Source organism: Cytobacillus luteolus, assembly GCF_017873715.1.
Lineage (GTDB): Bacteria > Bacillota > Bacilli > Bacillales > Bacillaceae_L > Bacillus_BV > Bacillus_BV luteola.
This window is the reverse complement of the sequence record NZ_JAGGKM010000001.1, coordinates 363,717-388,918: the sequence shown is the minus strand read 5'-3', so window position 1 is coordinate 388,918 and position 25,202 is coordinate 363,717. Positions and strand designations below refer to the sequence as shown.

Annotated in this window: 22 protein-coding genes; 1 reads left to right on the top strand and 21 read right to left on the bottom strand. The window is 37.5% G+C overall.

Annotated features, from left to right (window positions below; genetic code table 11):
- The first annotated feature begins 33 nt into the window (after positions 1-33).
- On the top strand, positions 34-492 hold the full coding sequence (locus tag J2Z26_RS02005; RefSeq protein ID WP_193537759.1) for a DUF2269 family protein: 459 nt from the start codon (positions 34-36) through the stop codon (positions 490-492).
- A 49-nt stretch (positions 493-541) separates the two neighbouring features.
- On the opposite strand, the gene hpaB is transcribed toward J2Z26_RS02005, so the two are convergent.
- The 21 genes from hpaB to J2Z26_RS01900 all read right to left on the bottom strand — a co-directional run bounded on the left by hpaB (position 542) and on the right by J2Z26_RS01900 (position 25,077).
- A complete protein-coding gene (gene hpaB / locus J2Z26_RS02000) occupies positions 542-1,975 on the bottom strand; it encodes a 4-hydroxyphenylacetate 3-monooxygenase, oxygenase component (RefSeq protein WP_406565562.1) in 1,434 nt (477 codons plus the stop codon).
- A gap of 219 nt (positions 1,976-2,194) precedes the next feature.
- Complete coding sequence (locus J2Z26_RS01995) at positions 2,195-3,001, bottom strand: GNAT family N-acetyltransferase (protein ID WP_193537755.1); 807 nt, start codon at positions 2,999-3,001, stop codon at positions 2,195-2,197.
- 150 nt (positions 3,002-3,151) lie between these two features.
- Positions 3,152-5,287 (bottom strand): heavy metal translocating P-type ATPase, encoded by a 2,136-nt coding sequence (locus J2Z26_RS01990; RefSeq protein ID WP_193537753.1) that lies wholly within the window; start codon positions 5,285-5,287, stop codon positions 3,152-3,154.
- Positions 5,284-5,646, bottom strand: a complete 363-nt coding sequence (locus J2Z26_RS01985; protein ID WP_193537751.1) for an ArsR/SmtB family transcription factor — start codon at positions 5,644-5,646, stop codon at positions 5,284-5,286. Before J2Z26_RS01985 ends, J2Z26_RS01990 begins: the two co-directional genes overlap by 4 nt.
- 112 nt (positions 5,647-5,758) lie before the next feature.
- Positions 5,759-6,187 carry a hypothetical protein gene (locus tag J2Z26_RS01980; protein ID WP_193537750.1) on the bottom strand — a complete coding sequence of 143 codons (429 nt, stop codon included), beginning with the start codon at positions 6,185-6,187 and terminating at the stop codon, positions 5,759-5,761.
- A 61-nt stretch (positions 6,188-6,248) separates the two neighbouring features.
- Positions 6,249-6,791: a GNAT family N-acetyltransferase gene (locus J2Z26_RS01975; RefSeq protein ID WP_193537748.1), complete on the bottom strand. Its 543-nt coding sequence runs from the start codon at positions 6,789-6,791 to the stop codon at positions 6,249-6,251.
- Between the two features lie 98 nt (positions 6,792-6,889).
- Positions 6,890-8,395, bottom strand: coding sequence for an acyl-CoA synthetase (locus J2Z26_RS01970; protein WP_193537746.1), 1,506 nt, complete (start codon positions 8,393-8,395; stop codon positions 6,890-6,892).
- 299 nt (positions 8,396-8,694) lie between these two features.
- Complete coding sequence (locus J2Z26_RS01965) at positions 8,695-9,876, bottom strand: thiolase family protein (RefSeq protein ID WP_193537744.1); 1,182 nt, start codon at positions 9,874-9,876, stop codon at positions 8,695-8,697.
- Positions 9,877-9,963: 87 nt separating this feature from the next.
- Positions 9,964-10,701, bottom strand: coding sequence for a 3-oxoacyl-ACP reductase FabG (fabG, locus tag J2Z26_RS01960; protein ID WP_193537742.1), 738 nt, complete (start codon positions 10,699-10,701; stop codon positions 9,964-9,966).
- Complete coding sequence (phaZ, locus tag J2Z26_RS01955; RefSeq protein WP_193537740.1) at positions 10,698-11,609, bottom strand: intracellular short-chain-length polyhydroxyalkanoate depolymerase; 912 nt, start codon at positions 11,607-11,609, stop codon at positions 10,698-10,700. Before phaZ ends, fabG begins: the two co-directional genes overlap by 4 nt.
- Positions 11,610-11,611: 2 nt before the next feature.
- Positions 11,612-12,622, bottom strand: coding sequence for a 3-oxoacyl-ACP synthase (locus tag J2Z26_RS01950; protein WP_193537738.1), 1,011 nt, complete (start codon positions 12,620-12,622; stop codon positions 11,612-11,614).
- Between the two features lie 6 nt (positions 12,623-12,628).
- On the bottom strand, positions 12,629-12,811 hold the full coding sequence (locus tag J2Z26_RS01945; protein WP_209794281.1) for a hypothetical protein: 183 nt from the start codon (positions 12,809-12,811) through the stop codon (positions 12,629-12,631).
- A 13-nt stretch (positions 12,812-12,824) separates the two neighbouring features.
- Positions 12,825-13,835: a branched-chain amino acid ABC transporter permease gene (locus tag J2Z26_RS01940; protein ID WP_193537734.1), complete on the bottom strand. Its 1,011-nt coding sequence runs from the start codon at positions 13,833-13,835 to the stop codon at positions 12,825-12,827.
- Between the two features lie 4 nt (positions 13,836-13,839).
- The gene (locus tag J2Z26_RS01935; RefSeq protein ID WP_193537732.1) at positions 13,840-14,700 is read right to left on the bottom strand and encodes a branched-chain amino acid ABC transporter permease; all 861 of its coding nucleotides are present in this window, start codon (positions 14,698-14,700) and stop codon (positions 13,840-13,842) included.
- A gap of 28 nt (positions 14,701-14,728) precedes the next feature.
- A complete protein-coding gene (locus J2Z26_RS01930) occupies positions 14,729-15,439 on the bottom strand; it encodes an ABC transporter ATP-binding protein (RefSeq protein ID WP_193537730.1) in 711 nt (236 codons plus the stop codon).
- Complete coding sequence (locus J2Z26_RS01925) at positions 15,420-16,190, bottom strand: ABC transporter ATP-binding protein (RefSeq protein WP_193537728.1); 771 nt, start codon at positions 16,188-16,190, stop codon at positions 15,420-15,422. Before J2Z26_RS01925 ends, J2Z26_RS01930 begins: the two co-directional genes overlap by 20 nt.
- Before the next feature lie 108 nt (positions 16,191-16,298).
- A complete protein-coding gene (locus J2Z26_RS01920) occupies positions 16,299-17,570 on the bottom strand; it encodes a substrate-binding domain-containing protein (RefSeq protein WP_193537726.1) in 1,272 nt (423 codons plus the stop codon).
- A 707-nt stretch (positions 17,571-18,277) separates the two neighbouring features.
- Entirely contained in the window at positions 18,278-21,517 is a 3,240-nt protein-coding gene (locus tag J2Z26_RS22360; RefSeq protein WP_325168871.1) for an AfsR/SARP family transcriptional regulator, read from the bottom strand.
- Between the two features lie 114 nt (positions 21,518-21,631).
- Positions 21,632-22,186 (bottom strand): signal peptidase I, encoded by a 555-nt coding sequence (gene lepB, locus J2Z26_RS01910; protein WP_193534195.1) that lies wholly within the window; start codon positions 22,184-22,186, stop codon positions 21,632-21,634.
- 65 nt (positions 22,187-22,251) lie between these two features.
- Positions 22,252-22,869, bottom strand: a complete 618-nt coding sequence (locus tag J2Z26_RS01905; protein WP_193534196.1) for a TVP38/TMEM64 family protein — start codon at positions 22,867-22,869, stop codon at positions 22,252-22,254.
- A gap of 204 nt (positions 22,870-23,073) precedes the next feature.
- Complete coding sequence (locus J2Z26_RS01900) at positions 23,074-25,077, bottom strand: S9 family peptidase (protein ID WP_193534197.1); 2,004 nt, start codon at positions 25,075-25,077, stop codon at positions 23,074-23,076.
- Positions 25,078-25,202 lie beyond the last annotated feature (125 nt).

The following is a 25,202-nucleotide window of genomic DNA, read 5'->3' as shown; positions in this document are numbered from 1 at the left end:
AAATAAAAAGTACTAGAAAGAGGTGTAATTTAGATGAAGGTTCTTGTACTTATTCATGTTTTATCAGCTATTATTGGAATCGGACCAACTTATTTTGCTCACATGTTATTAAGAAAAAATCAAAATGCTGTCACTCTTCGCCATTCTATGGCCATGTCTCAAATGCTAAACTACTTTCCGAAAATCGGAGGAACGATTGCTGTTCTTACTGGGATTTTACTTGTTATTCTTGGAAACTATGGCTCCTTTTTAAATCTTTGGTTGATAGGATCCCTAGTCCTCTATATTATCATTCAAGTAGTGGTAATTGGGGGCATTGAGCCAAAATCGAAAAGGTTAGCTGCTTGGGTTTTTGATGAGAAGAATAAGGATGCGGAAGAATTACCACAGGAACAAAATCTATTATTATCAAAAATTAGTAATCAATTTTATATTGCAACAGCACTAGGGACAGTACTTTTTATTTTTATGATTTGGAAACCAGTTATTTAATACTCAAGAGACCTATCCGACATCACTCGTATAGGTCTCTTCATGTTTATTAATCCATATCGAGTAGCGATTTAGCTAATGATATTGCATGATCTTTTTCATAGCCATTATAGTATCCAGTGCTTAGGCGGACTGGGTCACCAAAAAAGAATCTTTCATATAGAGTTTGTCGTCCTCCAAAGGCACTTAAACTAACATCCCAAGCGAGCCTAAATAGTTTTGTTCTCTCCAGAGCATTACAAGATGCTCCTTGTAAATACTGGTCTAAGTCGGGGCGAATTTCCGAGTCAAAATCACATTCAGTTGGGATTGAAATCAATCCACTTGCTCCCAACAGCTGAACTATTTCTATAAATCTTGGATAGAGTCTTTGAAATGAGGTAATTGCTGCATACAATGGGGCCGCATCTGGAATCATTATTCCTCTTTTATCCTCTTTTGCTTGAAGCTCCGAAACTAACAAAAGAGCTTTTAAAGATTCATAGCCAGAGATTATTTCACTGACCTTTTCCTGAACGTGTTGGTATCCACTGATATCAATAGATTCAACAATTAACTGTGCAACTCCTAGAAGGAATTCTGTTTTAACCACTTGCCTCGAAACAGCCTGATGAAGTAAAAATGGATAAAATTTTGTCTCTTCATACATTTTAGAAGCAGTCTCGTAGTTCTTATAGAGGAATACACGCTCCCATGGGACAAACACATTGTTAAACACAACGATTGTATCCATCTCTTCAAAGCGTGCAGCCAGGGGATGGTCAAATGTTGAATCACGATAACCAAAAGATTCACGGCAAATAAACTTCAAATTTGGGGTATTACTAGGAATCGAAAAGGCATAAACAAAATGCTCATCGATTTGCTTCCCTCCCACTGGCAAAACTAATATCTCATCGGTAATGCCACCCTGAGTTGCTAGTAATCTCGCCCCCTTTATGATTAGTCCATCACTCTTCTCCTCTACGACTTGTGCTGATATAGGCTGCTCACTATCTTCATAGTATGCTAGAGAGCGGTTCACTTGGGGGCTAACAAAGGTGTGTGAAAATGTAAGGTCATTTTCCCTAGCATTTTCATATAAATGTTTGATATTGAGACCATACTTATCTTGAAAAATATCCCAAGCTGTACCAAGAGCCATAATTCCTGTATTCATATAATCTGGAGATCTTCCCATCATACCTCCTGATGTTTTTGCCCACTCCTGAATTGTTAGCCTTCTCAGTTCTAAATCTTCTTTTGTTCTAGGTTGTAAAAAAGAGGTTCCTACTAAGTCTTTAGTCAAAGGAGACTTGTATGTCATAAACCCTTGTTTCTTTTTATCTAACTGAATGTCAAATAGCCGTGCTTTACTTTTTAAAATTCCTTTAAATGCTTTATGCTCACATATGTTTTGATCAATTTTTTGACCATCAAACCATACTTCTGCTCGTAACTGACTTATTCTCTTTAAGAAAGTTGGTCCATCTACCGCAGGCACGTTCATCCCACCTTTTTGTATAAATATCAGAATTTATAAAAAGAACCCTATTTTAAATAGGGTTTAAACGATCAATATAGAATAGTGGCAAAAGTTTGAGTCAACTTAATATTATGATACTAATTTTAAATAATGCTTTTCCAAATAAATTTAGCTAGTCCTTTTTAGTCTTTCTAATAAACCACTTACATCAGTGATGAACTTGTACTATTTTGTATTTTATCCCATAGTCCAGATTGCCTTAGTATAAGCTATTTTAAGACCTACCCTTTCCATGTTATTTTGGCTTATACTCCCATATCGTGCCTGGCCAACAACTAGATTACAGTTTTGTCTGATGGCCTGATTTATGCGCCCCTTTAATAAAGCTGTCTGTACTCCTTTGTTTCTATATTCTGGGACAGTTGTTGCGGCAGCTAAAGTTGCAATTCCGTCTTTATGAAATAATACTCCAATACCTGCAGATTCTTTTTCAAAAGTAGCTAAATAAAATTTCCAACCATCAATGTTATAGAGTACTTCATTGTTTTCTGCTATCGCACTCTTTAAAAATGAAGGCATTTGAAATCCTTGAATATATAATTCGCCAAATAAATCATATTCACTCTTATCCAGTTCACGCACATGAATAAGCTCATCACCCTCTTCACATTCGGTATCTAGTGCTGAATATAAGGAAGAATGGAAATCGGTTTGCAGAAATCCTTTCTTAGAAAGATAGGATAGCAACTCCTTTGAAACCTGTGCAGGTGGTAGTTCAAAGCGAACTGGAATGTCCTTTTCTTTATAAAAGTTTAAAATATCCTCAATATAGTCTTCATCTCCAGCACTTAGACCTTTAACCGTGTTAAAAGCTGGACCAGGGATATTCTTAACTGAAAATGCTGTTGCTTGCCCAAACTTTTCTATGCTAACCCCCATTGGATTACCGACTCTTGCTTGAATTGCAGATAATCTTGAATATAAGCAATCAATTTCCGATTTCTCTATTTTTATTGCCAAATCATTTGTTAATACTAACTCCATGTTCGCCACTCCTAGTTACGTGTTTATCATTTATCAATAATTCTCTGTTAGTTCTAAAAAACCTTTGTAACAGGAAAAATTTGTTTATTAAAGATGAGCCTGAAAAGCTGTAAAAAAAAAGCGCTGGGTTTCTCCCAAACGCTCTCAATCCTACTTTTCTTTTATTCGCAATAACCTTAAGCTATTCAAAGTAACGAGCAAGGTTGCTCCCATATCAGCAAAGATTGCAATCCATAGTGTTAGCCACCCTGGTATAACTAACAGCAATGCTAATACTTTGATCCCTAGTGAGAAGGTTATATTTTGTTTAATAATTCGTAATGCTTTGCGACTTAATTGAATTGTATATGGCAGTTTACTTAAATCATCAGACATCAACGCTATATCAGCGGTTTCTAATGCAGTATCTGTTCCAGCACCGCCCATGGCGACACCGATGTTTGAAGCAGCAAGAGCAGGTGCATCGTTTACACCATCACCTACCATAGCTACACTTCGGTGATCAGTTCGTAATTCCTTAACATAGTTTAATTTTTCTTCTGGAAGGAGCTCTGCTTTAATATCTGAAACCCCAAGGCTCTTACCAATCGATAAAGCTGTCCTCTGGTTATCACCGGTAAGCATTACTGTTTTTTCAATCCCTAAGTTGTGAAGCTTACGAATAACTTCTTTTGAAGATTCTCTAATTTCGTCTGCAACGGCAATTAATGAGTATATTTCTTGGTCAGTACCAACTACCATAACTGTCTTTCCTTCAGACTGAAGTGCAATAATCTGTTCTTCTGTTTCCTTATTAATCGTTTGATGTAATTCCCTGAAAAGATTAGGACTACCTACATAGTAAATGGTATTGTTTATTGTTGCTTTTATCCCTTTACCCGTAATCGATTTGAACCCATCAACAGTGACAGAGTTAAAGTCGCCCCCGATTTCTTCAGCCTTTTTCATAATGGCAGAAGCAAGCGGATGCTGTGATCCTTTTTCGATTGCTGCAGTAATTGATAATATTTCTGATTCATTCTCACGATATAGTACTATATCTGTAACAACAGGTATTCCTTTTGTAAGAGTTCCAGTTTTATCAAAGGCAATGACCTTTATAGATCCTGCTTCCTCCAAATATACGCCACCTTTAATTAAAACACCGTTTCTAGCGGCATTACCGATTGCTGTTACAACAGCAACTGGTGTTGATACAACAAGTGCACACGGACAGCCTACAACTAATACTGCCAATCCTTGATAAATCCAATCACTCCAGTCCCCATTGAAAACTAGTGGTGGAATTGTTGCAATAAAAAAAGCAAGGACAATAATTAACGGGGTATAATATTTTGCAAATTTATCAACAAAGGCTTGAGAAGGTGCCCTTTCTGCCTGAGCTTCTTCTACTAAATAGATGATTTTAGCTAATGTTGTGTCTTCTACTCTTTTCGTAACTGTTACTTCAATTAGACCTTCTTCATTTAAGGTTCCTGCATAAACCTCATCGTTTATCACTTTTGCAACTGGCATACTTTCACCAGTAATGGCAGCTTGATTAATGGTCGATGTGCCTTTTGTAACGATTCCATCCATAGCTAATTTCTGACCAGGTTTTACAATCATAAGGTCACCAATTTGTATGTCGTCTACATGTACCATCATTTCATTATTTCCACGTTTGATAAGTGCTTCTTTCGGAGCGATATCCATTAGCTTTTCAATAGACTGTCGTGCTTTATCCATTGAATAGCGTTCTAATACTTCACTTATCGCAAAGAGAATAACGACAGTTGCGCCTTCTCCCCATTCTCCAATAAATGCTGCACCTATTACAGCAATAGTCATTAATGTTTTCATGTCAAATCTTAAACGACTAATATTTAGTAAACCAGTAATAAAAAGCGAATAACCACCAATCAAGATTGAAGCCGCATAGCCTATTGTCGGGATAATATGACCTTCTGGATAACGCTCACCGATGATCCAACTAGCGATAAGCAATAAGGCTGCAATATATACTTTTATATTTTCTTTTTCCTTCCAAAATGGTTCCCGTTTTGTGAACTGTTCCTTTTCGTCCAATACCTTTAAATTTTCAAATGCACCTGCTTTTTCAAGCGCCTTTATCGAGGTATTACCTATTACTGTAATTTTTGAAGCACCAAAATTTACTTTTGCATCTTTCACACCATCCAGGTGTTTTACGTTCGACTCGAACGTTTTAGCACACCCTGCTCAGGAAAATCCCTGAACACGATATGTTTTTGTGTCTAAAGAGGCTGATTTTGCTTGTTCCATCATGATTTCACCTCTTCCTTATGTGCTAAAGCGATAAGGACTAGCTGTTTTATATGGTCATCATCAAGAGAATAGAAAGCCAATTTACCTTCTTTTCGATACTTTACAATCCCTTGCTTATATAGTGTTCGAAGGTGATGTGAAGTTGTTGCCACTGTCGCTCCAATAATATTAGCAATATCACAGACACATAATTCCTCATCTTCACAAAGGCAGAAGGCAATTTTTGAGCGATTTTCATCTGCAAGAGCTTTAAATAATTGAGCCACACTTGCAACATCTATACTTCTTATTTCACCTTTAATTCGAGTTACTTTTTCCTCATCATAACAATAAATATCACATGAATCTTTAGAGGTCATTAGTATCATCCTTTTTTATTCAAATAATCATTTGAATATATTATATGCAAAATTTTAAATTTGTTCAAACATTTATTTGAATGAGAAAGATGCCTAAAATTAAAATAGACCTCTAATTTGAGGTCATTGGATTATAATTTAATTTTTCTAGAAATGAATCAGTATTTGCTTCAAATGTAAAAACATAAAAGTTATTTTCAGCGTCAAAAACGATTAGATATGGATTTTCTTCAATTGAAAATACCACGATTACTTCAACGATTTTACCTTTGATAAATTCATTCTCAAGATTTAAATAAGGCTCTAAAGGTACTTTCACCATAAAACCTGTAGTTGGAACTGGGTTCAACTTCTTATATACGCCAGTTATACCCTTTAAAAAGGCTTCAACCTCTCGTTGTATCTCTGATGTTTTTTCAACTGTTGCTATAACCTTTTCTTGTTTCACATCAAAGATTTCAACTTTATTGCTTTGTGCAATTGAACTATTAGAGAATGAAAGAAAAATAATCATAATAAAGAACATAAATTTTTTTAACAAGGATACCACCTCAAGGGGTATTATTCCCCTAAGTTGCGAAAACTACGAGTACACTTACAATTTATTGGTTGCCAATCCACTCATGCCTAAGAAGTCCATACAAATGCATATCATACCTTCTGCCATCTCTTTCTAAAAACTCCCGATGTGACCCTTCTTTTGTAAATCCTATTTTCTCATAAAGGGATATGGCTCTATGATTATACTCAAATACAGTAAGCTGAATTCGATGGAGATTTAATTCGTGAAATGCAAATTTTAGTGCAAGCTCAAGAGCTTCCTTGCCAAAACCATTCCCACGGTTATTTCCTCCGATAGCAATAGACATCGATGAATTGCGATGGTTCCAAAGAATCCCATCAAATTCAACATACCCGATTATCTTTTTCGAGTCATTTACACGGATCGCCATTGTATATGTATTATGCTGCTTGTTATTTATCCATTTTTCAATTTCAGTTTCCCTTTTTGGAAAGGAGGGGATTGCATCAAGATTTCTTAGGAATTCCTCATCTTCATACCAAGTAGCAATTTCAAGAATATCCGTTTCCTTCATTCTATCCAATTTAAGTCGTTGACCTTGTAATAAGTGATAATCTAACATATGAACTCTCCCTACTCCTTTGATACTGACGTATTCTATGTTAATTCTAGATACCCCTTTTTATTTTCCGAAAAAAAACAAGACCCGACTGGGTCCTGTTAGACAACAATATTTTCATACTTCTTCTGAAGTGAATTTTTATCAATTTTACCTACATGTGTTTTCGGAATTTCATTCTCAAACATAATATGTTTTGGAATCTTATAGCTTCCTAAGTGCTGCTTACAGTATGTTTTTAACTCATCAACAGTAACTTTCAGGTTACTTTTTAGGGATACAACGGCTGCTACAATTTCTCCCCATTTAGGATGTGGTAGTGAAAATACAGCTACTTCATTCACAGCTGGGTGCTGATTCATACAATGTTCAACCTCAAGTGGATAAATGTTTTCTCCACCCGAGATGATCATTTCTTTTTTCCTTCCCACTATATAATGAAAACCTTCTTCATCTTTCTTAGCTAAATCCCCTGTGTACAACCAGCCATCTATAAGTGCCTCTTCAGTTGCTTGAGGGTTATTCCAATAATACTCGAAAACATGTTTCCCACGGATCAAAAGCTCCCCTACCTCGCCAGGCTGTGCTTCTTCTCCGTCAAATCCCATTAGCTTAATCTCATTAAAAATCATCGGTTTACCAATCGAGCCTCTTCTAAATCTAGCTATGTTTGGATTGATAAAGAAGTTATTGGGGCCAGCTTCAGTAAGACCATAACCTTCTTTAAAGGCTAATCCTTTTTTTTCAAACGCTTGATAGATTGGCAATGGGCAAGGAGCACCACCTGATAGGAAAGTATGCATTGTTGGAAACGTAACATCTTTAAAAAATTCACTATTTACGATCATGTGATACATCGTAGGAACTAATAGTACTACTGTACATCCCTCTTGATTTATGAGTTCAACCGCTTTGGATGGTTCAAAGTCACTGGCGATCACAACTTTTCCACCAATCAATAAAATCGGTATAGATAGTGCATTCAAGCCACCGGTATGGAACATCGGTAAGTAAGTTAAGGTAACATCCTTCTCACTTAAGCTCCAACTTACAATTGTATTGAGCCCATTCCAGAGTATGGATTGATGACTAAGAACTGCTCCTTTTGGTTTTCCAGTCGTCCCACCTGTATAAATAATAGCAAGAGGATCATTATCTTTTATTTCAGTTGTTATTTCATGAAAGTCCGTTTGCTTTCTTTCTGTTATCGACTCATATTCAGTTGAATCGATTTCAAAGTATTGATTAAGTTTTTCTATGACCAATAGCTCTTTTAAAGTACTATGAACTGCGACAATTGTCGGTGTGCAGTCAGTAAGTATAAACGAAATTTCTGCTTTTGATAGTCTCCAGTTCAGTGGTACAAAAATGGCTCCTAGTTTCATACATGCAAAAAAGAAATCAAAATACCCTATATGGTTAGGAGATAATAATGCGATTCGATCTCCTTTTTTCACTCCGATAGACATTAAATAAGTTGCTAGGTTCAAAGCTCTAGTATTTAACTGCCCATAGGTCCATCGAGTTCCGGCTTCACCCTCAACAATAGCGGTTGCATCTGGCGAAATTCGAGCTCGGTTTGATAACCAGTCTAATTCCCACCTCACAAAAATCTCTCCTCACATCGTCAATATCTACATTGACTATATAAGAAGGTAGTTACAGGATAGTTACAATGATCTCATAGAAGCAGTTTGATGCACCTGATCGGAAATATTTTGAATCGAAGGGTCTCAAAGGGGCAGTTTGATGCACCTGGATGGAAATATTTTGAATTGAGGGATCTCATAGTAGCAATTTGATGAGCTATAATAGAAATATTATGAAATTAGTGACCCCAAAAATCTTAACAAATCACAAAAAAACGCAACACCTGCCCCAAACAGGTATTGCGCGTATATTAATATTATTTATTAAATGCCTCTACAAACACAGTAGCACCCATACCTCCACCAACACAAAGGCTGGCAATTCCTTTTTGCAGGTTCTGGCGCTGTAATTCATGTACCAGTGAAACTACGAGTCTAGCTCCTGTACATCCAATTGGATGGCCCAGACTTATCCCGCTTCCATTCACATTTACTTTGTTACGATCTAATCCAAGTTCTTTTTCTACAGCTAAATATTGCGCAGCAAACGCTTCATTAACCTCAATTAAATCTGCCTCTTCTAATGCCCACCCTACTTTGTTTAATCCATCTTTAATAGCTGGCACTGGTCCACGTCCCATTACCTTTGGGTCAACCCCAGCTAGAGAAAACCCTGAAATTCGTGCAAGTGGTGTAAGGCCTTTTTCAATCGCCACATCTTCTGCCATTAACACTAATGCAGCTGCTGCATCATTTAAACTAGATGCATTACCTGCCGTTACTGTTCCGTCTTTTCTAAACACTGGACGTAATCCCGCTAACTTATCAGCTGTTAAATCCTGACGTGGGTTTTCATCCTTCGTAACAGTTACATCACCTTTACGTGATTTTATTATAATTGGAACAATTTGAGAGTCAAAATAACCATTTTCGATGGCATGAAGGGCACGTTGGTGACTTAACAAAGCTACCTCATCTTGCTCTTCTCTTGAGATTTCATGAAGATCAGCAAGGTTTTCTGCCGTTTCCCCCATCATAATATGATGAATCGGATCCTCTAAGATCTCCCATACTGTATCAGTTACTTGTCCGTGCTGCATTCTTGCTCCCCAACGGTGCTGCTTTAATACATATGGACTAGAGCTCATTGCTTCTACTCCACCCGCAACAACAACATCTGATAACCCAGCTTGAATTTGAAGTGCAGCAGAAATGACAGCTTGCATACCTGAAGCACATTGTCTTTGGACAGTAAAACCAGTTGTTGTATCAGCTAAACCTGCTAATAATGCGGCAGTTCTTGCTGTATTAGGCTCATCTGTTCTTTGAATACAATGTCCTAAAATAACTTCATTCACTTCATCATTTGCCAAGCCACTTTTTGAAACAGCTTCTTTTAAAACAGGTACAATTAAATCTGTTGGAAGTAAGTCTTTAAAGGCACCTCCAAATGTGCCGATTGGTGAACGAACTGCTGATGTAATTACTACATTTCTCATAACTCCAGCTCCTCTTATAGTCTATTTTTCTTTTAAAATTAAAAACGCAAAAACCGAGTGCAGATTTAACACACTCGATCCTTTGTATTACATCATTATTCCACCGTCTACATGTAGTGTAGTGCCATTTACGTATGTAGCTTCATCGGAAGCTAAATAGAGATATGCATTTGCAATGTCTGACGGCTTCCCTAAACGTTGTAGGGGAATAATAGATTTCATTTGTTCAATTACTTTTTCAGGTACAGCTGCAACCATATTCGTTTCAATAAAGCCAGGAGCAACTGCATTAACATTAATGCCTTTTCGTCCAAGCTCTTTTGCCCATGTTTTAGTCATTCCAACAACTGCTGCCTTAGTTGCTGCATAATTGGTTTGACCAACATTACCATACACTCCAGAAACAGAAGATGTACTAACAATTTTCCCATAGCTTTGAGAAATCATGTGAGGTACAACAGCCTGTGTACAGTTGAAAACACCAGTTAAATTAACATCAAGTACTTTTTGAAAATCTTCTTGCGATAGTTTCGTTAGCATACCATCACGAGTAATACCTGCATTATTAATCAAGATGTCGATTTTACCAAAACGATCGAGTACTTGTGATACCATGTTGTCAACGCTTTCACGATTAGCTACATCAACTTGAAAAAACTCAACATCTGCTCCTTGATCTTTTAGCTCCTGAGCTCTTTGCTCACCACTTTGATCAAAGTCAACAAGTGCAACTTTAGCTCCTTCTCTAGTAAATGTTACTGCCGCTTCATAGCCTAAACCGTTTGCTGCACCGGTTATAATTGCTACTTTATCTTGTAGTCTCATTTTGATAACTCCTTCTCTTCCAAAAATTCAGCTACTACACCTAATAATTGTTCGAGGTCATCTACTAGTGGAGAATGCCCACATCCTTTTAATTCGACAAAGGTTGCATATTCTCCTAGGTCCTCTACAATTTCTTTTGCCATGTTTTCAGTAATAACCAAATCTTCATTCCCACGAAGGACTAGTACAGGAATCTTAATATTGCCTACTAAACCAGTACCCTCATTTAGGCCATTATGATGATTACTAATGTTAAACGTATTTAAAGAGTAATAGACATCCCTTAAGTTACGTTGTGTCATCATATCCTCTACATATTCATTGTAACGTGTTTCCTCTGGTTGATTTTTACGGTAAATCATCATATTCCATAATCCTTTTAAAAAAGCCTGGTCATTTGTATCATAAGCTTGTTGAACTGGAATTGTTCTGGCTCTATCTCGGTCTATATCTTCCTTTGTGACTAAACGCTTTGTTATATCAAGTTGACCAGTTGCATCAAGGTCAAAGAACGGATAACCTCTCGTAGAGGCAGAAGCTAATAGAACGAGTTTTTGACAATAACCTGGGTAGTCCCCAACAAATTGCATTCCAACTGCTCCACCAGTTGACCAACCGATGATTGTAAAATCCTTTAATCCTAGCTCATCTACAAAAAGTTTAATATCATCTGAGAAATCTTTAATAGAGTTAACAGGTTCCATATATGTAGATATACCAAACCCTCTCATATCAACTGCATAAAGTTTATAATCCTCATCCATATTTTCTAACACTAGATCCCAATGCTTTGAAGAAGTCATATTACCATGGATTAGTAACACAACATGTTCTCCACCCTCACGTTCTCTATACCCTAATGTCTCTCCGTTTGCTAGTTTTACAGATTTCAGTTGAATAGTTGGCATTCTTATTCCCCCCATTTAATGGTTGTTGCTCCCCACGCATAGCCTATTCCTGCACTAACCAAAACGATGATGTCGCCTGCTTTTATTTTACCAGATTTTTCTGCTAATTCTAACGAAAGAATTTGATCAATTTGTCCAATATGCCCATATTCATTTAAATAGATGGATTGATTGTCAGATAAGCCCAACTCATTTAAAACAAAATCATGAGCAGATTTTTTCATATGAAGAATACCTAAATAGTCGATATCATCTTCTGTATAACCACTTTTCTCCAGCGATGAACGAATAACCTTTAAAAAGTTCTTCATTGATTTTTCTTCTAATCTCAGCTTCATTCCCTTTGGATCTAGCACATCAAGCATATTACGTTTATTTTCAATCGCTTCCGCTGTAATAGGTTCCTTCGTACCACCTGCAACAACTACAACATCCTCTGAAAAAGAACCGTCTGTCATAATGGTCGTTTCTAACACTTGATTTTTCTCTATCCCTTTTTGTAAAAGAAGAGCTCCTCCACCCGCACCTAAGTTATACATAAACCTTGTACGTGGATTTTCGTAATCAATGAAGTCACCATTACGATAGCCACCAGCTAATAAAACTGTAGTAATAGAAGAATCTGCAATCATCATGTCCTTTGCTACTTTAAGAGCCATTACTGTCGTTCCACATCTCATTGCCACATCAAATGCCCATGCGTTCTCAGCTCCTACCTCTTGTTGTAGTTTAATAGCTGCTGTCCACAATGGATATTCTTTATGCTCTTCTCCAATATAGATTACTAGGTCAATAGATAGCGGATCAATTCCAGCTTTGGCGATCGCCTTTTTAGCTGCATTAATCCCCATTTGACAAGTATGATCTGCAGAACCAGGGATTGGCTTTCGAGTTATGCCAAGCTTCTTCTCAATGACATCCTGTGGAATCCCTGATTTTGCAGCAATTTCCTCAGCCGTTTCGTACGTTTCAGGCAGATAGACTCCGGTACTTAAAACACCGATTGTTGGCAATGTCCTTCACTCTCCAATTATTTGTTTCATGAAGCTAACCGCCTCATCCATATTTTTCACAGCCACTTCTTCTTCACCTTGCACATGACTAACCTTAATTCGCCATTGTTTCTCTCCTGATGTTTCATCAATATCAACCAAATTGCATCTGACCACAAACGAAGAAATCAGTTGACTGTTCTCACTCATCGCCTCTACTCCTTTAGCTTGCAATGTCATGATTCGAAGTAGTTTCTTTCCCCTTTTTCGAACGGCGTTTGAACCACCAAAGCTTAAAGCTTCCAACAAGTCCGTAAGGGAAGAACATAACAACTAAAATGTATAAGATTCCGAAGAAAATAATCCAACGCTCAAAGATCCAATGGACCTTTGAAAGACCAGTTAACCAATGATGAGCAAATTCAATCAATCCAGCACCTATAATTGCACCTACTAATGTTCCTACACCACCGATAATTGTCATTAATAACGCATCAAGCGTGATATCCATTGTAAATACAGACGTATTTACAAATCGTAGTGTAAGTACGTAAAGTGACCCTGATAAACTAGCAATTACTCCAGCAACAACACTTGCAATAATCTTATAGTGTAGAACATTATATCCAAGTGATTCTGTTCTCGGTTCATTTTCCCTTATTGCCTGTAACACTCGACCGAGTGGCGATTCCGTAAACCTTTTTAAAATAATAAACACGAGAACCATAAGTCCAAAGGAAATTAAATAAAGAGTTAACCTATCTTTTAAATAATCAGGAATTGGGAACGTGAATCCATCATTTCCATAAGTTAGCGTTCTCCACTTTTCAGCTAAAACAAGGAATAGACCTGAAAATGCAAGGGTTAACATAGCATAAAAGTGACTTTTTAATCGTAATGAAAGCAGACCTACAATATAACTTACAATCCCAGCTAAAATGGCACCAACTACAATAGAAAGTAATAAGTAAACCGTTGTACTATCGAACTGTTTCATAAAGATACCAGTCGTATATGCACCTATTCCGAAGAACATCGCATGACCAAATGAAACAATTCCTGTATAACCTAGCAAAATATCATAACTCATAGCTAAGATTGCAAAGATAAACATCTGTGTAAAAATGATCATTAAACTTCTAGAATCGTTTATAAATGGAAAGAGGAGTAAAAAGAAAGCCATCAACACATACACTAGGTTTGCCTTTTGTGAATTAGTTTGTAATAGTTTCATATCTTCACCCCTTTATCCCAAATAGACCTTGTGGCTTAAAGATTAATACTAGTGCCATGAGAAGCATGTTTACAGCAAGGGCTAAATCTGGAACATAATACGCCATATACGAACCAGCCAACCCTACTAAAATCGCAGCTAAAACCGAACCTGTAATGCTTCCCATTCCTCCAATAACGACAACAATAAAAGCTAGGATTCCGAACTCTAGCCCCATTTCTGCATGAATAACACCGGAGTATGGGCCAAGTAACACTCCACCTAGTGCAGCCAATGCGGATCCAACCATGAATACGAGCATAAAAACTTTTTTGATATTTATGCCTAGTGATTGAACCATTTCCTTATCCATAACACCAGCGCGTACAATTAATCCGATTTTCGTATTCTTTAAAATGTAATGAATGAGGAAAAACACTAGGAAACCTACTGCAATAATCAGTAAACGATATTTAATTAAGATAACCCCACCGAATTCCCAACTACCAGATAAATAACTCGGTGTAGTTGCACTTAATTGATTTGGACCCCAAACGACCTTCAGCATTTCAGATAACACTAACATCAATCCCAGTGTTATGAGGATTTGTTGAATATGGTTACCGTAAACTGGTTGAACAATATAACGTTCCATTAAATATCCAAGGATAAGACCTGTAAGCATTGCACAAATAATACCAATTAAAAAGCTTCCTGAAGTTGTATACGTCCATATACCAGCATAGGCTCCCCAAGCAAATAGTCCGCCGTGAGCAAAATTAAGAACATCCATTAATCCAAAAATCAAGGTTAACCCTGCCGCGAGTAAGAAAATTAGCATACCTGTTGCTAAACCATTTACCGTTAAATTAATAATTACATCCATTTAACTTGACCTCCTTCCAATTTAACGTTTAGGCAATCCCTAAATATTGTTTACGTAATTGCTCATTCTCTTTTAGTTCTTGCATTTCACCGTGATAAACAGAACGGCCGTCATCGATAATATAAAAATGATCACCTATTGTACTTGCCATGATAAAGTTCTGTTCAACAAGAACAATAGTTGTCTTTGCTTTCATTTCCTGGATCGATTCCATTACCTTCTCAACAATAATTGGAGCAAGACCTTTACTTGGTTCATCAATTAAAAGTAAGTCATTTTCATTCACATATGCCCTAGCAATAGAGAGCATTTGCTTTTGTCCTCCACTTAAATTACCGCCTCGTCTTTTCCAAAACGTTTTTAAGTCAGGAAATAAATTTAAAATATACTCTAGTCGTTCCTTCGTTTCATCATTTTCTTTTTTTATAGCAACCTTCATATTCTCTTCTACAGTCAAATCAGCAAATATCCCTTGATCTTCAGGTACATAGCCAATTCCTTTGCTAGCAATTGTATAGGTTGGCAATCCCTGTATCTCTTGGTCATTGTAAAGAATTTTCCCTTTCGCCGCTGGGTTAAGCCCCATAATGCTACGTAAGGTTGTTGTTTTTCCTGCTCCATTACGGCCTAATAAGACAGTAACTTCACCTCTTGGTACCTCGAAGGATACGCCTTGTAAAATATGATATTGGTCAATATAAGTTTCAACTCCATCAAGTTTAAGATGCGGTGTCGTCATTATATAGCCCTCCTAAGTAAGCCGATTGTACTGTTTCGTTATTCATGATTTCTTCTGGTGTACCATCTGCCAAAAGTTTGCCGTTGAATAACACCATGACACTATCTGATAAATCCATGATCATATCCATCTTGTGCTCAATTAATATGATGGTTCGATTTCCTTCTGCCTTAATCTTTTTAATAACCTCTAAGATTGTTGGAACCTCTTCAAGTGACATCCCTGCTGTAGGTTCATCTAGCAGCAACACCTCTGTCTCAAGAGCTAGCAGCATCGCAATCTCTAATTTACGTTTTTCTCCGTGAGCAAGATTTTTAGCAATGGCATCCGACTTATTATCAAGAAGCACTAGCTTTAAAATGTCATGCGATTTATCTTCGAATTGCGTAAACTTTTTAAAATGAGATAGCATTTGATAACGAACTCCTGCTCTCGATTGAACAGCAAGTCTTACATTTTCTAATACTGTTAAATTCGGGAAAACATTTGTAATCTGAAAGGAACGACCGATTCCTTTTCGTGTTCTAACTGTTGGAGAAAGCTTTGTAATTTCCTCACCTTTTAGAAACACCTGCCCCTTAGTTGGACTTAGCTGGCCGCTTAAAAGGTTGAAGAATGTAGTTTTTCCAGCACCATTAGGGCCGATAATTGACTTAAAGTGATTCTTAGGAACCGTGAAATTGACACTGTCAACTGCCACATGTCCCCCAAACGCAATTGTTAAATCCTTAGTTTCAATAATTGAAGTCAACTTCTTCACCACCTTGTAAATTTTGAGGATTAATTTTCAGAAGAGAACGCAGTTTATTCGAATAAGTAGACTTCGGTAATGATACCGAAGTCTACTCAGGCAAACCTATTAGTTCAAAATTGGAGGTGCAGTTTCTTCTGGAGTAAGTTCACGAATTAATACTGGTACTGGATAGTCAAAACCATCTACCATTTCTAGACGGATTGCGTAAAGTGTTTGAAGAGCTTGATGATCTTCTGGGCGGAAAGTCATAGTACCCTTAGGTGTTTCAAAGCTCATACCTTCCATTGTGCTAATTAATGTATCCGTATCAGTGTCACCATTTGTCTTTTTAAGTGCTTCAACGATTGCAATCGCAGCATTCATACCTCCTGGTGTAAATAGATCTGGAACCTCACCATTAAACTTCGCTTTATGTTCTTCAACTAACCATTTGTTAATATCGTTATTCGGTAATGTGTGATGATAAACTGTGAAACCTTCCATACCTACTAGCGCTTGCATTGTTTTTAATGCAGCAATATCAGGAGCTCCAGTAGATATTTTGATTCCCTTTTCTTGTACCTTCATATCAGCAATTTGGTTCCAAGGAGAGTTTGCTCCTGCCCATACAACAAATAGATAATCAGGTTTTGCCTCGATGATCTTTTGAATGTTAGATGTGAAATCAGTTGCTGCAGGGTCAGCATATTCTTCATGGACAATGTCTGCACCCAGTTTAATTGCTGCATCCTTAAATGCTGCAACACCGTCTCTACCAAATGCATAGTCAGGTGCAAGTGTAGCGATTTTCACGCCTTCTTTTGCGATAGCAGCTGCTCCAGCAACAGCATCTTGTGATGAGTTACGTGCAGTACGGAAAACATATTTATTCCATTCAGAACCAGTAATACTATCAGCAACTGCTGGTTCAACAACCATGATTTTTTCATACTCTTCTGCCAATGGAAGAACCGCTAGAGTATCACCAGAGCTTGATGATCCCACAATGAAATCAACCTTATCTTCTTCTAATAGCTTAGTAGCCTTCTTAATAGCAACTTCTGGTTTTGTTTCAGTGTCTTCTACTACAAATTCAATCTTACGGCCATTCACTTCCATTGTTCCACCTGTTGCATACTGTAGACCTAATTCGAAGCCATTCACTGTTTGTTTCCCATAAGCCTCTAGTGCTCCGCTTAGTGAAGCTAAAACACCAATTTTTATTGGCTCTTTAGGCTCCTCTTTAGGTTCCTCCTTCGCCGCTTCCTTCGGTTGTTCAGTTGTGCTCGGGCTTTCTTCTTTTGTTGTAGTATCTGAACTACATGCTGAAACGAAGATTAATAGAAAAGCAAATAAGAACAACATACCAAAACGCAAAAACACATTCTTCTTCACCATTACATTTCCCCCTTATAAAATTGACTTTAAAACTTTGAACCTATCGTATTATGACGTAGTTACAAATAAGTTACACTACCGAAATGCGGAAGCGAATTGGTCAGCCCCGACAAGCTTCTGTGGCAGAAAAAGTCCGATCTTGACTTTTTATGACGCAGGTTATTTGACTCGAGGGGCTAGGCGCTGCAGCTGGACATCACCGAAATGCGGAGGATGCCCGTTCAGCGGCGTATGGGCTGAGTCGCTTCGCATGAGATAAAGGAAACACGGAGAGCGCAAGCGATCCGATGTTGACTTATCGCAAGGAGAAGAGGCGAAGACCACTAGACGCTGGGCATTCGAAGCTGGACATCACCGAAATGCGGAGGATGCCCTTTCAGCGGCGTATGGGCTGAGTCGCTTCGCATGAGATAAAGGAAACACGGAGAGCGCAAGCGATCCGATGTTGACTTATCGCAAGGAGAAGAGGCGAAGACCACTAGACGCTGGGCATTCGAAGCTGGACATCACCGAAATGCGGAGGATGCCCGTTCAGCGGCGTATGGGCTGAGTCGCTTCGCATGAGATAAAGGAAACACGGAGAGCGCAAGCGATCCGATGTTGACTTATCGCAAGGAGAAGAGGCGAAGACCACTAGACGCTGGGCATTCGAAGCTGGACATCACTACGAAAAAACCGTACCATCTACGGTACGGAATTCTGTCTTACTAAGAAGTTTTTGCGCCAATTAGCATTTCATACATTTGCTTTGTTGGTGACATTGGTTCAACACCAAGTTCATCGTCAAGGGCTTCACAACATTTTTTATACCACTTCAATCCTTGTGGTCTATTATTCTTATGATAATAAGCAAACATTAGCAAACGATAGGCTTCTTCCCACGTTTTATCCTTTTCAATGATCTTTTCGCACCAATAGATCGTCTTATCATATTGAGCGGCTTGAACATAAGCTTGTGCCATTCTTTCCGCACCACGTAAGAAATTGACTTGAAGCCGTTCTCGTTCATTTAAACACCAATCATCATAACGTCGCTCTGGCAGGTAATCCCCTTCATACACTTCAAGGCCCCGCTGAAGACATTTTATTACCTGTGAGCGATCCTTCTCTTCTAACCCTGCTAATATCCATTCCTCAAACTCATCAATATCTAATAAATATCCTGAATCAGGATTTAGGCCATAGGAGGTACCAATCCTTTGGATAAAGAATGGTGTAGATCTTGCTTTACGATTCGGCTCTAAGGCATTATTTAAAGCATTTAAAGCTACTTTAAAATCTCTAGCGGCTGCCTTCTCATCTAGGCCTGACCAAAGTACTGAGAATAACTCCTCTTTAGGTATTAGCACATTACGTCTTGTGACAAAGAACTCTAATAACTCCTTAGCCTTTCCTCTTTGCCAATCAGATTCGTGTACCTCATTTGTTCCTAGCCATACCCTAAATTTCCCTAGGGTTTGAATTCGCAAAGTATAACCCGGATGGTTTGTTACATTCATAATTCCTAATTCATCTAGTAAATTACTAATATATTGACGGTGAACACCAATTTTCTGAGCTTCTAGTAAAATAGGTACAAGCTTTTTTAAATCCCTTGGTCCAAATAAAGTACGCTTCTTAAATATAAAAGTGTAGTCCCCTAACTGAAGTAGCTTACCAAAATGTTGCACATTCATTAGGAACTGATCCTCTTCTTCACTATAAAAAGATGAAACACACCTCCACAAAGCTACCATTAAAGAACCATTCTCGTCACCACACTCAGTAAATAGTGTTGAACACTTTGATAAATAGTCGTTTGCTTCCTCATACTTTTCGTTATAAACAGCAGCAATTGCCATACATAATAAAATGAGTGCTGATAACCATGCATCTTTTACCTTTTCAGTCTCTTCCAATGCCTTGGTACCATATTCAATGGATCGCTCATATACCCCTTCATTTCCAAGTAAAATACATAGCCCCATTAGTGGTTCTGCTTTTCCCCTAGAAACGTTAATTTCATCCATAATTTCAAGTGCCGTTTCATAACATTGTTTTGCTAGTGTATAATCATATTTTCCTAGCAACTGTACTGCATGCCCCATCCTGATCCAGCCACATGCCTCAACAAATGGAGCCTGAAATCTCACACCTTGTTGAATACCAGATTGAGCTAATTCCTTAGCTTCCTCACCATTCCCCATAAAAGCTTCAATTAAAGAAAGTAATAGATCTGTTTCGCGATGTGACTGCTGCAAATGGACTTGTGCACTCGAAGATTCGGCTTGTTTCTTTTGAATCAATATCTTCTTGGCATTCATAAGCTTACCTGAACGCAAATACAGTCTAGCTTCGAGATTGCCGTCCTCAAGCGCTATGTTAAGCTCTTTCCCTTTCTTAAACCATTTTTGGGCTTTAATCGCTTGTCCCGCGTTGGCTAGGTTTTCAGCCATCAAAGAATAAAGTCTACCTAGGCCTTCATACCCTGTATCTCCCCTCACTTCAAGTACTTCAATGGCTTTCTGAAGAAATCGTTCTGCTTTACCAGGTTGAATTGTATCAAGATAGATCCTAGCTTGCCCTTCTAATGCACGGCTCTCCCCTATATAATCCTTTATTTGGCTAGCTTTTTCGATTGCATTTAAGTAACATCTTTCTGCGTCATTATATGAACAACGATACCTTAGTACTTCGCCTTCATATAACCATAGTAAATAATATTGATTTTTTAATAGTTCAGGAATTCTTTTTAGCCTTTCTAGTAAACTCTCAAGCTGACCATTTTCAATCATTACCTGACCATGTTTATCTAGAATTCTAGCCACATTTTCAAAATCACTAATTGCTTCAAAATGATAGATAGCCTGGACCATTAATCCCTGGCGATAATAGTAATTACCACTACGTTCATGAAGCATTCTGTATTGCCTATCATTTGTCATACGCAATTGCTTCTCTAAGAATTCCTTAAATAATGCATGATAGCGATATTGCCCGTCCCCTATTGAATATAGAAACAGATTCCTATTTGATATATTTTCCAACATTGCTGATGCCCCACTGATTCCCAAGACATCGTCACATAGTTGCCCGTGTAGCTCGTCAAAAATACATGTACTTTCTAAGAACTGCTGTACCATAGGTGGCTGTTTCTGAAATACTTCCATTGCTAAGAATTTAAACAAATCATCAAGAGATCGTGATTTATTTACTAATACGTCACTCAGGCTTCCGTTTACGGTTAATTGCTGCCAAATCATTCCTATGGCAATAACCCAGCCTTCGGTTGCAGAAAAAATTTGTTCAATTTCAAGGTCGTCTACTTCACATTCATAATAATCTCTTAGTAAGACTTCTACTTCATCAAAGGTGAACACTAAGTCTTTTTGTTTAATTTCTAGTAATTCGTTTTTCACCTTCATTGCAGTTAACAAATCCCAATTAGGACGTGTACGGCTCGAAATTACTACATGTAAATTGGCTGGGATATGTTGTATTAACATTGTCATCCATTTGTCAATACTTGGAGATTGTTGGACAATATGATAATCATCTAAAATCAGTATTATTGTAGAGCCAAAACTGATAACTTCATTGACAAATAAAGAGCATAACGATCGTATCTCTTCATCTCGTATGTAGCGGTCTACTGTACCGATATAGGATAGAAAGTTTGTACCAAAGGTTGGATGCTGTTTCCTTATCGCAGAAGTAATATAAGATAAGAACGGTATAACATCGTCGTCATTATTCGAAATGCTGTACCATGAGAACGAATGGTTTTGATCCTTGACCAGTGATGAGAGTGCCGTTGTTTTCCCATAGCCAGGACCGGAATGAATGATTGTTAAGGGGTAGTTTGTTACCGCTTTCATTTTTTTCATTAAGGACGGTCTACGTAATATATGCTCTTTCACGTTCGGAGGAGTAATTTTCGTTAGAAGTATAGTACTGTTTTCTTCCACTTCAATACCTCGCTTCAAATTTTCCTAATTTTGTTACTATTTTATCATACTTATACTAAAACTTCTATTATGTATAAACACGAAAAGAACCCGTATTCTCTCCGGATTCTTACTTCAAAAACGCAGATCCACTACATTGACAGGCCAATAGCGCAGATTCACTTTACCGACAATATGGTCGATTTTAATAAAACCATAATGTCGACTATCCCAACTCCCTAGTCGATTGTCACCAATAACAAAAATATGTCCTGGCGGAACTTGTTTCTGTCCTGTTATTTCCTCAAGGCTAAAATCTCCGGTCAAATTACCACCAATAAGGTTGTTTTTATAAGGGGATAAAAAGGGTTCATCTATTTGAAGACCATTAATATATAAAATATCATCAATATATTCAACCTTATCGCCAGGTAGGCCAATGACTCGTTTCACATAATGTTCCTTTGATTCTGATTTAAAAACAACAATATCAAAGCGTTGAAGGTCTCCAATATGTAAACTTACTTTGTTTACCATTAGAAGATTTCCATTTTGTAAAGTGGGCATCATTGATTCGCCCTCTACAACATAGTTAGATAATAAAAAAGTTCTAAGAAAAATAAAAAGAATGATGCCAATCCCAACTGACTTTACAACCCATATCCTATTTTTCTTTGACTTTCCTTCCATTCATGATTCCTCCAACTAATTATAATAATATTCTAACAATTAGTTAGAGCTATGGCAATATGTAGTTAATTTCCTTTTTCAAGCTCCACTGTTCTTTCAGTTAATCTCTTTTCAATTCTTTTTCCAACATACCATAGAACTAGGATGACGAGTACCAATATACCAGTCCGGATGGGTTGATGAATTAGGGCTCGGATATCATAACCGATGAAACTAACAGTAAATATCATGACTAACTTCCCGCATAAGACTGCTAGTATAAACTGAGCAACACTGACTCTTGATAAGCCAGCCACGATATTAACCAAGGCTGATGGAGTAAAAGGAAAACAAAGCATTAAAAACAGTGGACCAAACCCATGATTTTCAACCCAATTCATTAACCCTTTAACCTTTTTATGTCTACTTAAAAACCCAAATATTCTTTTTTGTCCAAGCTTACGTACAATGAAAAAAACGAGCAAAGCCCCTACACATGTACCAATCCATGAATAAAGAAAACCTAACCATAATCCAAAAGCAGCAGCATTTGCCATGACAAATAACACGAGTGGCAAAAAAGGAAAAAATGCTTCTAGCATTGGCAGGAAAATGCCTGGTAGTGGACCAAGTGCCTTGTATTCCTGTAGTAGTTCGAGTACCTTGTCTAAATCTGTTAACTCTTTTAAAACGTCTAAATCCATAAATCACAAGTCTCCCTTTAAAAACGACAATCTGTGGAATTACTTCCTATTATACCCTTATCCTTTTTAGAATAATTGTACACCTCATTAATTATAATAGGGGAAAAATTCAAAAAATCCTATACGCTCTACATAGTAAAAAACTCATGACCTTTAGTCATGAGTTTCAGCTCGGTAATTTACTTATCAAGCCTTTCAATTCATTTATTCGTTCGTAAGATATTCAAGAAACCAATTGTTAATATGATTCAGGCGGTCGATACGAAGCTTAGGGTTGCCGCTTCTTGATAATTCATGATTTGATTCAGGGAATCGAACAAATTTTGTTTGCTTTTTTTGTCTTTTTAAAGCAACAAACAGTTGCTCTGCCTGCTCTATTGGACAACGGTAGTCTTTTTCACCATGTAATATTAATAGTGGTGTTTCAATCTTTTCGACATATTTAAGCGGTGAATGATTCCAAAGCTTTTCCGTATTAGAAATAATGTCACCATTCACTTCCCACTCTGAGAAATAATAGCCAATATCACTTACCCCATAGAAGCTTAACCAGTTTGAAATCGAGCGCTGTGTTACTGCAGCTTTAAAGCGGTTTGTATGACCAACAATCCAGTTTGTCATAAAGCCTCCATAGCTTCCTCCAGTTACGCCTAATTTGGATTCATCAATGAAATCATAGTTTTCAAGCACATAATCAACTGCACTCATTACATCTATATAATCATTCCCTCCATAATCACCACGAACGGCATTCACAAACCTTTGACCATAACCATGACTTCCACGTGGGTTTGTAAACACAACAACAAATCCTTGTGCTGCTAACATTTGAAACTCATGGAAATAAGTATTGGCATACATCGCATGAGGGCCACCATGAATTTCAAGGATAGTTGGATACTTTTTCCCTTCCTCAAATCCTACTGGCTTCATAATCCAGCCATGCACATCCCATTGATCAGGTGCCTTAAACATAAAGGCTTTAGCATCTGATAATTCAATTCTATCTAAAAATGATGCATTCACGTTCGTAAACGGTTCAATGTCTCCTGTACTTAAATCATATGTATAAAGCTCTCCTGGAGAAGTCGGTTTACTAATTGCCAATACAGCCTTATGCTTTTCACCATCAACGGTTAGACCATACACATGTTGATTTTCGAATAGGGATGGATACATTTCGCCTTCAATTGAACCATAATATACACCTGTACTGCCTTGATCACTCATAAGAAAGTAGAAGCCATAGCTATCATTTGTCCAAACGATTCCTGGATTCACATTTCCTGAATGAAAGTCACCTATAGCAACATCCCCTACTTCAACATCCCATTCACTCGTTAAACATATGAGGCTGTTAACTCCCACCCCATACAACCAAATTCTTGAAAGAGTCGCACTGTCATATTCTCTTTCATGTCCAATAACAGCAATATATTTTCCATCAGGAGACCATGAGCTATTTGAAAAGAACCCTTTACTATTCGTTACTTTGTGTAGGCTTTTATCCTTGAGTGACATAATATATAAATCGGATATAAGAGTGTAGTCCGGTTCGTCTGTTAAGTTGGCAAATAGTGTTATGCTTTCACCATCAGGGGACCAGCAACCACCTGAATAATCTGTTGCCCCATCCGTTAATAGTTCAATTTCTCCACTCTTTACATCTACAACCGCAAGATGCTGTTTCTTGTCATCTAAAAAGCCAACAGCATCGGATTTATACCGAATTCGATCAACAACCATAGGTTCTAGTTGCTTTTCTTGCTCTTCCTTCTTCTTTTCCGTGTCTAAGATATTTTCTTCTGAACCTAAAGAGGTTTCAAATAATATCTTTGAACCATCCGGAGACCAAATTGGATTTCGCGCGCCATTTAAACATGCTGTTAATTTTTTTGCTTCTCCACCACTAGCATTCATTATGTAAAGTTGAGATTTGCCATAACGATTCGATACAAAACAAAGAGACTCACCTAACGGAGACCATCTTGGTGAACTATCTCTAACCTCACCAAATGTCCATTGTCTAATTTCTTTATCCTCAAGGTTACCAACAAAAATATGGGTTTTGTATGCATGCTTCTCCCTATTTATCTCGGTTTGTAAAAAAGCAACTTTTGTTCCGTCTGGTGATAATTGTGGATCATTTAGTGATTTCAAATGATATAAATCTTCTGCCTTTATACCTCTTTTTATTTCTTCAGACATTTTAGCAACCCCTCTACACATAATATGGATGAAGCATTCGAAAACTTTGAATACTCCTAGTTTATCACCTTCAAAAATACTTAGAAAGTAGAAGCTATTTTTAAGCTTGCTTTCTAAGGGGATTT

What these genes read in the sequence shown, in the direction of transcription:
- J2Z26_RS02005 (WP_193537759.1), top strand. Translation starts at nt 34, where the DNA reads ATGAAGGTTCTTGTACTTATTCATGTTTTATCAGCTATTATTGGAATC.
- J2Z26_RS01995 (WP_193537755.1), bottom strand. Translation starts at nt 3,001, where the DNA reads ATGGAGTTAGTATTAACAAATGATTTGGCAATAAAAATAGAGAAATCG.
- J2Z26_RS01985 (WP_193537751.1), bottom strand. Translation starts at nt 5,646, where the DNA reads ATGACCTCTAAAGATTCATGTGATATTTATTGTTATGATGAGGAAAAA.
- J2Z26_RS01975 (WP_193537748.1), bottom strand. Translation starts at nt 6,791, where the DNA reads ATGTTAGATTATCACTTATTACAAGGTCAACGACTTAAATTGGATAGA.
- J2Z26_RS01965 (WP_193537744.1), bottom strand. Translation starts at nt 9,876, where the DNA reads ATGAGAAATGTAGTAATTACATCAGCAGTTCGTTCACCAATCGGCACA.
- fabG (WP_193537742.1), bottom strand. Translation starts at nt 10,701, where the DNA reads ATGAGACTACAAGATAAAGTAGCAATTATAACCGGTGCAGCAAACGGT.
- phaZ (WP_193537740.1), bottom strand. Translation starts at nt 11,609, where the DNA reads ATGCCAACTATTCAACTGAAATCTGTAAAACTAGCAAACGGAGAGACA.
- J2Z26_RS01945 (WP_209794281.1), bottom strand. Translation starts at nt 12,811, where the DNA reads ATGAGTGAGAACAGTCAACTGATTTCTTCGTTTGTGGTCAGATGCAAT.
- J2Z26_RS01940 (WP_193537734.1), bottom strand. Translation starts at nt 13,835, where the DNA reads ATGAAACTATTACAAACTAATTCACAAAAGGCAAACCTAGTGTATGTG.
- J2Z26_RS01935 (WP_193537732.1), bottom strand. Translation starts at nt 14,700, where the DNA reads ATGGATGTAATTATTAATTTAACGGTAAATGGTTTAGCAACAGGTATG.
- J2Z26_RS01930 (WP_193537730.1), bottom strand. Translation starts at nt 15,439, where the DNA reads ATGACGACACCGCATCTTAAACTTGATGGAGTTGAAACTTATATTGAC.
- J2Z26_RS01920 (WP_193537726.1), bottom strand. Translation starts at nt 17,570, where the DNA reads ATGGTGAAGAAGAATGTGTTTTTGCGTTTTGGTATGTTGTTCTTATTT.
- lepB (WP_193534195.1), bottom strand. Translation starts at nt 22,186, where the DNA reads ATGGAAGGAAAGTCAAAGAAAAATAGGATATGGGTTGTAAAGTCAGTT.
- J2Z26_RS01905 (WP_193534196.1), bottom strand. Translation starts at nt 22,869, where the DNA reads ATGGATTTAGACGTTTTAAAAGAGTTAACAGATTTAGACAAGGTACTC.
- J2Z26_RS01900 (WP_193534197.1), bottom strand. Translation starts at nt 25,077, where the DNA reads ATGTCTGAAGAAATAAAAAGAGGTATAAAGGCAGAAGATTTATATCAT.